At 53.6% G+C, this 2,670-nt stretch carries 1 rRNA gene; it reads left to right on the top strand.

Going from position 1 to position 2,670, the window contains the following annotated elements:
• Positions 1-25 precede the first annotated feature (25 nt).
• A 23S ribosomal RNA gene (locus AOG28_RS17370) occupies positions 26-2,650 on the top strand.
• Positions 2,651-2,670 lie beyond the last annotated feature (20 nt).

The raw sequence follows: 2,670 nt of genomic DNA, 5'->3' as shown, positions 1-2,670 counted from the left end.
CTTGACAGACCCCTTGGGGTTATATGGTCAAGCGATTAAGCGCATACGGTGGATGCCTTGGCAGCCAGAGGCGATGAAGGACGTGATAGCCTGCGATAAGCGTTGGCGAGGTGGCAAATACCCTGCGACCCAACGATTTCCGAATGGGGAAACCCACTCACCATCAGGTGAGTATCTATAGGCCAATACATAACCTATAGAGGCAAACCCGGGGAACTGAAACATCTAAGTACCCGGAGGAAAAGAAATCAACCGAGATTCCCCAAGTAGCGGCGAGCGAACGGGGACCAGCCCTTAAGCGTGACAACTGACAGACGAACAAGCTGGGAAGCTTGACGATACAGGGTGATAGTCCCGTAGTCGAAGTCTGAGTCACGTGAAATCGAGTAGGTCGGGGCACGAGAAACCTTGACTGAACATGGGGGGACCATCCTCCAAGGCTAAATACTCCTGGCTGACCGATAGTGAACCAGTACCGTGAGGGAAAGGCGAAAAGAACCCCGGCGAGGGGAGTGAAATAGATCCTGAAACCGTATGCGTACAAGCAGTGGGAGCACCTTCGTGGTGTGACCGCGTACCTTTTGTATAATGGGTCAGCGACTTATATTCTGTGGCGAGCTTAACCGTATAGGGGAGGCGTAGGGAAACCGAGTCTTAACTGGGCGACCAGTCGCAGGGTATAGACCCGAAACCGGGCGATCTATCCATGGCCAGGGTGAAGATTGAGTAACATCAATTGGAGGCCCGAACCCAAGTATGTTGAAAAATGCTGGGATGAGCTGTGGATCGGAGTGAAAGGCTAATCAAGCCCGGAGATAGCTGGTTCTCCTCGAAAGCTATTTAGGTAGCGCCTCACGTATCACCGCTGGGGGTAGAGCACTGTTTCGGCTAGGGGGTCATCCCGACTTACCAACCCGAGGCAAACTCCGAATACCAGTGAGTGCAGCGTGGGAGACACACAGCGGGTGCTAACGTCCGTTGTGAAAAGGGAAACAACCCAGACCGTCAGCTAAGGTCCCAAAATCCTGATTAAGTGGGAAACGATGTGGGAAGGCTCAGACAGCTAGGAGGTTGGCTTAGAAGCAGCCATCCTTTAAAGAAAGCGTAATAGCTCACTAGTCGAGTCGGCCTGCGCGGAAGATATAACGGGGCTAAATCAGGTACCGAAGCTACGGGTTCATCCTCTGGATGAGCGGTAGAGGAGCGTCGTGTAAGCCAATGAAGGTGGATTGAGAAGTCTGCTGGAGGTATCACGAGTGCGAATGCTGACATGAGTAACGATAAGGGGAGTGAAAAACTCCCCCGCCGGAAGACCAAGGTTTTCTGTTCTACGTTAATCGGAGCAGAGTGAGTCGGCCCCTAAGGCGAGGCGGAAACGCGTAGTCGATGGGAAACGGGTTAATATTCCCGTACCGGATGTGGTTGCGATGGGGGGACGAAGAAGGCTAGGTGAGCCAGGCGTTGGTTGTCCTGGTGAAAGCATGTAGGCCGAGGAATCAGGCAAATCCGGTTCCTCTGAGGTCGAGATGCGAGACGAACTGACCACGGTCAGGAAGTCATCGATGCCACGCTTCCAGGAAAAGCCTCTAAGCTTCAGATCACATGCGACCGTACCCCAAACCGACACAGGTGGTCAGGTAGAGAATACCAAGGCGCTTGAGAGAACTCGGGTGAAGGAACTAGGCAAAATGGCACCGTAACTTCGGGAGAAGGTGCACCGGTTCGAGTGAAGGACTTGCTCCGTAAGCTCYTACCGGTCGAAGATACCAGGTGGCTGCAACTGTTTATTAAAAACACAGCACTCTGCAAACGCGCAAGCGGACGTATAGGGTGTGACGCCTGCCCGGTGCCGGAAGGTTAATTGATGGGGTTAGCTCACGCGAAGCTCTTGATCGAAGCCCCGGTAAACGCTTGAAATACCAGCCTGACATCATTGGCGTTCTAACTCAGGTCCGTTATCCGGATCGAGGACAGTGTATGGTGGGTAGTTTGACTGGGGCGGTCTCCTCCTAAAGAGTAACGGAGGAGCACGAAGGTACCCTCAGCACGGTTGGAAATCGTGCATTGAGTGCAAGAGCATAAGGGTGCTTGACTGCGAGACAGACACGTCGAGCAGGTACGAAAGTAGGTTCTAGTGATCCGGTGGTTCTGTATGGAAGGGCCATCGCTCAACGGATAAAAGGTACTCCGGGGATAACAGGCTGATACCGCCCAAGAGTTCACATCGACGGCGGTGTTTGGCACCTCGATGTCGGCTCATCACATCCTGGGGCTGAAGTCGGTCCCAAGGGTATGGCTGTTCGCCATTTAAAGTGGTACGCGAGCTGGGTTTAGAACGTCGTGAGACAGTTCGGTCCCTATCTGCCGTGGGCGTCGGAAGTTTGAGAAGAGCTGCTCCTAGTACGAGAGGACCGGAGTGGACGAACCTCTGGTGTTCGGGTTGTCATGCCAATGGCATTGCCCGGTAGCTACGTTCGGACGGGATAACCGCTGAAAGCATCTAAGCGGGAAGCCCCCTTCAAGATGAGACTTCCCTGAGGCCTTGCGCCTCCTGAAGGGCCCTTGAAGACTACAAGGTTGATAGGCTGGGTGTGGAAGCACAGCAATGTGTTGAGCTAACCAGTACTAATTGCCCGTGAGGCTTGACCATATAACACCCAAGGGGTTTGC

Origin of the sequence: Cobetia sp. UCD-24C (assembly GCF_001306765.1) — a bacterium.
In the GTDB taxonomy this organism is placed as follows: domain Bacteria; phylum Pseudomonadota; class Gammaproteobacteria; order Pseudomonadales; family Halomonadaceae; genus Cobetia; species Cobetia amphilecti.
Note: the sequence above shows the minus strand (reverse complement) of the source record. Positions and strands in the feature narration are given on the sequence as shown.